This is a genomic window from Syntrophothermus sp., assembly GCF_013314835.1.
Lineage (GTDB): Bacteria > Bacillota > Syntrophomonadia > Syntrophomonadales > Syntrophothermaceae > Syntrophothermus > Syntrophothermus lipocalidus.
In genome coordinates this window covers 1-7,209 of the sequence record NZ_JABUEX010000083.1, presented here as the reverse complement: position 1 = coordinate 7,209, position 7,209 = coordinate 1, and the positions used below count along the sequence as shown (strand labels likewise).

13 protein-coding genes and 1 pseudogene are annotated in these 7,209 nt (G+C 47.8%); all 14 read right to left on the bottom strand.

What is annotated here, in order from left to right:
- The coding region (locus HPY90_RS14255; RefSeq protein WP_287195483.1) for a hypothetical protein at positions 1 to 241 on the bottom strand (241 nt) is incomplete at its 3' end.
- 22 nt (positions 242 to 263) lie between these two features.
- Positions 264 to 1,088, bottom strand: a complete 825-nt coding sequence (locus tag HPY90_RS14250; protein WP_287195482.1) for a hypothetical protein — start codon at positions 1,086 to 1,088, stop codon at positions 264 to 266.
- Between the two features lie 259 nt (positions 1,089 to 1,347).
- Complete coding sequence (locus tag HPY90_RS16250) at positions 1,348 to 1,461, bottom strand: LuxR C-terminal-related transcriptional regulator (protein WP_353733682.1); 114 nt, start codon at positions 1,459 to 1,461, stop codon at positions 1,348 to 1,350.
- Positions 1,462 to 1,560: 99 nt separating this feature from the next.
- Entirely contained in the window at positions 1,561 to 1,689 is a 129-nt protein-coding gene (locus HPY90_RS14245) for a cyclic lactone autoinducer peptide (protein ID WP_287195480.1), read from the bottom strand.
- 263 nt (positions 1,690 to 1,952) lie between these two features.
- The gene (locus HPY90_RS14240; RefSeq protein ID WP_287195478.1) at positions 1,953 to 2,348 is read right to left on the bottom strand and encodes a hypothetical protein; all 396 of its coding nucleotides are present in this window, start codon (positions 2,346 to 2,348) and stop codon (positions 1,953 to 1,955) included.
- Between the two features lie 128 nt (positions 2,349 to 2,476).
- Positions 2,477 to 2,884 carry an amidase domain-containing protein gene (locus tag HPY90_RS16245; protein WP_353733681.1) on the bottom strand — a complete coding sequence of 136 codons (408 nt, stop codon included), beginning with the start codon at positions 2,882 to 2,884 and terminating at the stop codon, positions 2,477 to 2,479.
- 30 nt (positions 2,885 to 2,914) lie between these two features.
- Entirely contained in the window at positions 2,915 to 3,400 is a 486-nt protein-coding gene (locus HPY90_RS14235) for a hypothetical protein (protein ID WP_287195475.1), read from the bottom strand.
- A gap of 63 nt (positions 3,401 to 3,463) precedes the next feature.
- Positions 3,464 to 3,637 (bottom strand): hypothetical protein, encoded by a 174-nt coding sequence (locus HPY90_RS14230; RefSeq protein ID WP_287195473.1) that lies wholly within the window; start codon positions 3,635 to 3,637, stop codon positions 3,464 to 3,466.
- A gap of 491 nt (positions 3,638 to 4,128) precedes the next feature.
- Positions 4,129 to 5,062, bottom strand: a pseudogene (locus HPY90_RS14225) (ISNCY family transposase); the annotation flags it as partial.
- Positions 5,061 to 5,144, bottom strand: coding sequence for a hypothetical protein (locus HPY90_RS16240; protein WP_353733680.1), 84 nt, complete (start codon positions 5,142 to 5,144; stop codon positions 5,061 to 5,063). The gene HPY90_RS16240 and the pseudogene HPY90_RS14225, both read right to left, overlap by 2 nt.
- Positions 5,145 to 5,161: 17 nt before the next feature.
- The gene (locus tag HPY90_RS14220) at positions 5,162 to 5,383 is read right to left on the bottom strand and encodes a LytTR family DNA-binding domain-containing protein (RefSeq protein ID WP_287195472.1); all 222 of its coding nucleotides are present in this window, start codon (positions 5,381 to 5,383) and stop codon (positions 5,162 to 5,164) included.
- Positions 5,384 to 5,437: 54 nt separating this feature from the next.
- Entirely contained in the window at positions 5,438 to 5,809 is a 372-nt protein-coding gene (locus tag HPY90_RS14215) for a hypothetical protein (RefSeq protein WP_287195470.1), read from the bottom strand.
- Positions 5,810 to 5,890: 81 nt separating this feature from the next.
- Positions 5,891 to 6,742: a hypothetical protein gene (locus HPY90_RS14210; protein ID WP_287195468.1), complete on the bottom strand. Its 852-nt coding sequence runs from the start codon at positions 6,740 to 6,742 to the stop codon at positions 5,891 to 5,893.
- On the bottom strand, positions 6,735 to 7,070 hold the full coding sequence (locus HPY90_RS14205) for a hypothetical protein (protein WP_287195466.1): 336 nt from the start codon (positions 7,068 to 7,070) through the stop codon (positions 6,735 to 6,737). The genes HPY90_RS14210 and HPY90_RS14205 overlap by 8 nt, the downstream gene beginning before the upstream one ends.
- Positions 7,071 to 7,209 lie beyond the last annotated feature (139 nt).

Sequence of the window (7,209 nt, the reverse complement as noted above, 5' to 3'; positions counted from 1 at the left end):
AAGACACCTTGATCGCCCGCTTTAATAAGCTAGGTTCGAGTTCGTAGGATACTAACTCATATTTGTAAATTTGTCCCACCTGCAGACCTACCGTACCCCGAGGAAGATTTTCTGGAACCGGTTCAATTTTTATTGTTGGTTCTTTAGGAGGCCCAGGAAGCACAGCAGCTATATAAAGAAATAGGCCTACCAGGCCTAAAACAAATCCTAAGATAAGTGCGACGCGCTTGGTGCGCTGCATTTATACACCACAGCCTTTCTCTTTAGCAGTTATCGTGCCACACTAATACTTCCAATGGCCACCAGCCTCTCAACGACGCATACCAGTTAAATTCGGGGCTGGGTTCTGGCCCTTCGCTATGGAATTTGTAATAGGTCCTTCCATTTATGACTACGGTTCCAGCAGATTGTATTTCATATCTATACCCATAAGAGAGCCAGCGGCTATATGTTCCTTCAAGTCCTGGTATGCTTGTGTAATGATAACCAAGGGGCCATATAGAAGCTTCGAGTGCAGACCTACTGGTAAACAGCTTTGTGTCACTGCTCCAACCTAACACTGGGTCAACGTTTGTGCACCCCCATAAGCAGGCGACTGCTCCCTCAACCTTACAGCTAGTTGGAGTGGGATCATGCCAGCTACAAGTAGAGCAGGAAAGACCGAGATCAGCATAGTTAGGTATGCCGGTATTCTGGCCACTAAAGTAGCAATCGTAACTATTTGTGTGCCCTGTGATCGAGCCTTTACACTGCTTCTTTCTGCAGTCAGCAACCTGCTTCCGCGCAGCCATAATGGCATCCTTGATCTCTTTGGTCTTTTCTTCAGTCGACAACGCGCAGAACGCGCGGACTTTCTTAATGTCTTCCGAGGTTAGGCCTTGGCTTCGTAGCTCGGTATCACTCATCCGGCAATGCTTACACTCGATCTCTTTCACCGTAGCCTTAACAAAGTCATCGTTAAGAATATCAAGTGTATCTATCGCCCATTCTCCTGCTGCGAAGCCTACAAGCGCCGGAGTTACCAGTAATGCCAACGTCAGTAGTCCCGCGAAGATTATTCGATATTTAAAGCTCATATTTCCCGGCATTAACGGATTCCCTCCTCACGACCGGATTTTAAAATTCGATGTGTTAATTTATTTTAACCTTATATCAACTCCTATAACTTCATAGCATCCGCCATCACCCCTTTGGTTCCACATTTTACCGCAGTATAGCCCTGTACAGTCCCGGTGTCCATACTCCAAAACGGAGTATTTTTCTACTCCTTTTCGGAGTATTCTGCATCCGACAACGGCGGGGTTAGAAAAAGAGGAGACCTTTGGGAGGAAGAAATATCAGCCAAGGCTACCAACCGAGTTTGGCGCGTAACTCCGAGATACTGCTAACATTAAGCTTCTCGTAGGTGTTTTGGCAGTAGGTTTTGACGGTAAGGGGGCTTAAGTGTAACCTTTGTGCTATTTCTGCAAAGGGAGTGTATTCGCCCCTTGTGAATGATGGTCAACGATCTGCCGGTTCATCGGGGGCTGTTCATTGAATAACCCCTAAATAGAATATTGGTTATCCCTTTTCCGGCACTTTCGGCTGATACCAGTGGAACCAGCAAGTGGTGCTGGCTCCTGTTGCCGCTACGAGCAGGAGCAAGGCCGATGCGAACCGCAGGAGATTTGTCTTGACCGGTTTGAGCATACTTCTCACCTCCCGGAAATCGGGCTGAAGATCCCTTTAGACGCGGAAAGACTTATTCCTGCCTGATCTTCCCAAACGGGTCAAAAGGCGGCACAAACGGGTTATAATAGTGCACGAACGGGCTTTGCCCGTGTCTACGGAAACAGCGCAGGCCGCACCCCAAGGAACAGTAGCGGGTGGAGGAGGCCAAGGGCGGCACCATTCAGAGAATCACCGCATAACTCACCAGGCCTTTCCCCCTTGCAGCGGCACTCGATAAATGCTTACACTTGCAGCAGACTGGTGTGGAATGAAGGAAGGGGATTCTCGTTGATCCGGTAGACTTTAGCCTCTTTTATCCGCAAAACTTGCGGGTCGCCGGCCTTTACTTTCCAACCATCGGCAACAGCGGGATTGTATAACTCAAAGTTATGCGTCCTTAAAGCCTCAAAATATCTCTCAATGACTTGCTTGCATTTAGCGATATCCTCTGCCGTCAGGCGCTTCTCGAGAATCTTAAAATTTTCGTGCTCCCCGCTTTTTGCTACTGGCGCAAGCTCGCTTCCACCTTGCGCTGCCGGCGGGTTCTTCCTGGATTCGTTGGTCACATTTTTCATACCTCCTAATGCCAGGGCCACTGCCGTAAATACAACTAACAGCATTGCCGCTTTCGTTTTCACAGAATCACTCCTCTCAAATTACTTTTGAAATTGAGCCGAGGAGAAGTGTACACCTCTTATGTAGCACGTATTCGGACCGCCCCAGCCATTTATTAAAATTCTCCAATGTCCTGTTTTTGATATCACTGCTATGCTGGCAAACAAAAAATTTTGTCCGAGGTGCTACCCTTGATGACGCTAACGTATACCGAGTGCCCGTAAGTTCCACTGCTGCCCCGCTTAACCTGCAGAACATCACCGACCTGTATGTTGGTTAAAGGAAACGATTTTGCTACAGATCCGGCGAACTTATTCCCCTTCGGCCCATATGTTTTAGAACTGATCACATAGTTAAAAAATTTCAAGACCTGTTCCCAGTTAGGTGTTCCTCCGCCGCTGCTACCCTGCCAGATACCGGCAACCATTCTAACACAGTTGCGGATGTTTTCCTTACTCTTGGTATCATTGACTTCGACCCAACCGCCGTAAGCCGCCCAAACACACTGGGAGACAAAATTGGTACAGTCCCCACCAGGTACGTAGTAGAATAGCCTTATGGTGCTGTCCTGCCCCTCCGGTGCGTACTTCTAGGCATATCTTGAACCTTTGGCAGAGTCGTAGGAAAACGTAGCCATCGGATTTACCGGGGAGCCCATTTGTTCTTCCGAGGTAGGAGGAACACTCGACCATTTTTCCTTCAACGCCCTGAACTCCTTTGCGTCTTCCGCCCGGTAAGCAAAATAGCGGTCGATGGCTTCCTTGCTCGCTAAGGAAAGTCCCCTCTTTGCAGCAAAATCCCTCAGATCAGCTTGGAAATTAGCAAACTCTTTGGTATCCACCATAATCTCAGTAATCTTCCACTTTTCTCCGCTTTTATTCAACTTAAACCGGTACTCGATATTGCAGACACTGGTGGTAACCTCCTGTCCTATAGTGCGGTAATCGTAATCCAAAATTACGGTTGCGTTCGCAGTAGCATTCGGAGACACATTTAGGTTTGAGTAATTCAAGTTCATCCGGTAGAACTCCCACTGCTTATCGATCAGGAGATCATGAGCTATAAGTTTTTTCATGAAATACGTACTGACGGTATCTTCCATAATAGCAGAGCTTTTGGTAAATGTTCCATACCAAGCTTAAAGCTCCGCAGCGGTGCTGAGGTAGGGACGGTAATCCTCCGTCCCGTGCACCAAAGGGGGCACAGACGCCCCTTCCCAGAACAGCGGGCCCGATAGGCCATTACTTCTTACTTGTGTTGCCAGGTAAAAACGGGGTTCTTTCAGTTTGTTGCCGTTTTTGCCTTGCGGCATTATTTGCCACCCGTTACAGGGAAAAACGAACTGGTATGTCAATATTCCCCGAAAGGGAAGCCTGATTTTCCTTAAAGTAAGCGCCGAAACCCGCAGGTAATTACCGGTGAATTTACATCTGAACCTTATTAAGAGTCTACCCGGAGGTTTGAAGGAAAAGGTGCTTGGCCTGCGGCGGAAAGACTTATCGAATCATCAGGTCTCGGCTAACGAAGTACCAGCCGAATGCCCCGCTTTAGTATAGTCTTTCTATTCTTCCTCTGTGCGGCGCTTCGTCACAAACAACGCGAAATCGGCTATATCTGATCCCGAAAAAGGTGACCGTATTCACCGTAGCGACGTAAGTGCTGCTGAAAGTGTAGGTTCTAATGCCTTTACCTGGAATATTTAAGTAGATTCTGCTGAAAAAAAGCAATTTCCTGATTACTCTTCTATAAAGTATGTAGATTGCTCCTTGATAACTTGATCATGGTTTGGTGCTGCCGCCTGGCTTAGATCAGCTTGGCTATCCGGTTCAGGTTATATCCCCAAATGGCTCCGCCCACCCAGCGCCGGCAGCCGTTCAATCCCCGGTAAAGTGTCCGGTCGAGTCCGTAGCGCCTCTTCAGCTCACTGATTGTTCCTTCTTGACCGGCCCGCCAACGCTGAAGCCGACGGAACCAGGATTGGCGCTCGTGTTCGGTGCGCCGGCGGCTGCATTTGCCTTTAAAAGGGAGGCTGACCTTTTGCACACCCATTTTCTTTAAAGTGCGTTCGTTGGCCGGAGCCCAGAATCCCCGGTCAGTAGCAACGGATTGGGGCACTCGCCCGGTGCGGTGAATGTGTTCCTTGACTCCGGGGACAAGTAGTTCTTTATCCGGAGGGTTGCCTATCATCACGTCATACTCGGTCACCAGCCGCTCTGCACTTTCCGTCAGCCGTATTTTGTAGCCGAACTCGGTTTCCCGGTGTGCCTTGCCGCGTTTGATGGGCCTGGCCTCCGGGTCAAAAATACTCACCACGCGGTCCGGCAGGATTAGCTGGCCGGCATTCACCTGCCGCGCCTGTTTGATTACCTGCTCTCCCAGGGCAAGGGCTCTTTCCAGCTGTACCTCAAGACGCTGTTGCCTTGCCTTTACCGTGCCGGCCAGGTTTTGGGCTTCCCGGCGAAGTTGCTCCACCACTCCCCGGGCAGCCTTAAGGGTTTTTCCGCGGGTGATCAGCCATTTCGCCGGTGATCCGACGCACTTCCTCTACTGCCTCTTGCGTGCGCCGCTTCAGTACTTTGGTGATCGCCAGCACCCGTTTTTTGATGCTGCGCCTGCGGTCCCGGACAGCTGTTCCCGCCTCACCAACAGCAGCCTGGGCCTGTTTCACCAGGCGTGTCACCACCCGCACTGTGTCCGCAATTAACCCGGAATCGGTAGGATGGTGGATGTTCGCCTCATAACCCCTTTTCCCTTTCCCTGCTTAAGAAAACCCTGTCTCCGGAATCCAGGATTATGTCGCAGGAACGGCCCGAGGAAATTATTGCCTTGATCTTCTTCAGGTTGACCAGAAAGCCTTTATGACACCTGAAAAGAACTGGGGATTAAGCTTTTGCTCTAGTCTGTTCAAGTCGCCCCCAGCGAGATACGCATCTTTCACCGTTTTTATGAAAACCCCATGCCTGCGGCTTTCGGCGTAGAGGATCTCCTCCGGGTTAATGAATATTTTCTGTTTGTCGATCTCGATCAGGATCCCGGGGGATTGCAAGTCAACCGTCATAGGTGCCGAAGCCCCTTTGACATCCCGCTGGCCTTTCCTATAGTGGAAGGTTCATCAGGTATTGATTCCCTTCCAGGGAACCCCGAAGAACGTCTCACCTATTAATTCTTCTATTCGTAATCTATCTTGGTGTGATGCATATTCAATGACAATTTCTCCTTTCCCCGGACAAGGGGAATCAATATAAACACGTATGAATCCTGGATTTACATTTTCAATCTCTCTAATTAAGTCCTGATGTTCTTTTACAATTTGTTCAACTTCAGACAATGTCGGCAATTTCTCACAGCTAACACCATGTAATCGATTATCATATACGCCAGATATAATCATTTTGAAGAGATGTGTCTTATATTCGACACCTATTCCTACTATAATCACAATTATCATTACGAGCAACCCTATTTTAACTATTAGCCTTTTCATATGCCCTCCTGGTGTTTAAATTTGCTACCTGTCCGACGATAAATCGGACAGGTAGCTTTATCACCCCTAGGAATTATACCCTTAGAAATTATTATGCCACCATCGAACATAAGCGCCCCAATTCCAATATGGCCAGACATAGGAAAATATCTCTGGGTTAGGTTCCCCAAACTGTTCTGCGTACAAAGAGCTATTTTGTATCCGTCCATGGTTACGAAAGCGTGGAGAGCTACAAGTTCCATATGGTCCGGTGTATGATCTTCCTTTAGTAAAGTCTACCCAAACGCCATTATTGTTTGTGCAGCCTTGCTCACAGGCATAACTCGCCGTTCGGTGGTAACCCTTATTCAGGAGTTCTTGTTCCGGGTTATTTGAGGAAGTGGTATACCACGTTGGCGTATAGCTTGGTATTGGATGATCATAAGTTCCGCAAGGATGCGGGTCACTGTCTAGTGATGAGGGATTGAGGGTTGTGTTGTTCTTGCTAGATTCAAACTGCTGTGTCATTTGGGCAAAAAAATTTGCGACTCTGGGATATTTCTGTAATGAGATGTTCAATTGAGTCACGTCTTTGATTCCACGCGCGAATGCCATCTTTGCCATGTCATTTTGAAAGGCAACCATTTCTTGCGCCAACAAGACTACATCTTTTGAAAACCCTTCTTCAAGAGCAGTATTAGTATCAAAGGTCTGAAGCCTAATCCCATTGCTATAAGTGTATTGTACGTAAGGCTCTAATCTGGCAAGTTCTTGGGTTACCTTATCGTCACTGCCATATTCAGTTATGTTTAAATCATCAACATCAACTACAGCGTTCTCTCCAACCTGTACAGCTGCTGCAGCAACACCGACAATGGCAGGTGTTGCCAGCATAATAACGGTTATTACAACTGCAACGAACCGTTGCCAAGACTTTCTGAGCATCTTAACCATTCTCAACCCCTCCTATGTTTATTTTTTCTTTAATTTGGTAAATAACATCCAAGCACATCAAAACGAAAATCAAATAAAACAAAACGTCTGTAGTGAGACACGGCCAACAGATGATGCGCTTCATTTGGACTGCCATCAGAAAAGACGCAACGGCGGCTGAAATGCCTGAAATGCCCAGGCTCACGTATTGAAATCCCCGCACTTTTTGAGAAAGGTAGTAACTGATAGCGATAACCAATGACCCACCTAATGCAAGAATTGCCAATGTAAGCTCGTTAACCGGTGGCGAAGCAAATCGCAGAAGGTTAGTCTTGACCGCTTTGAACATACTTCTCACCCCCCGGAAAATTGGTATTGCAAATCACTTTAGACGCAGAAAACCGTTCTCCTGCCTGATATTCCCAAAAGGAGCGTATCGCTGCACAACCGGATGATATTGCTGCATGAACGGATTTTAAACAAAAATA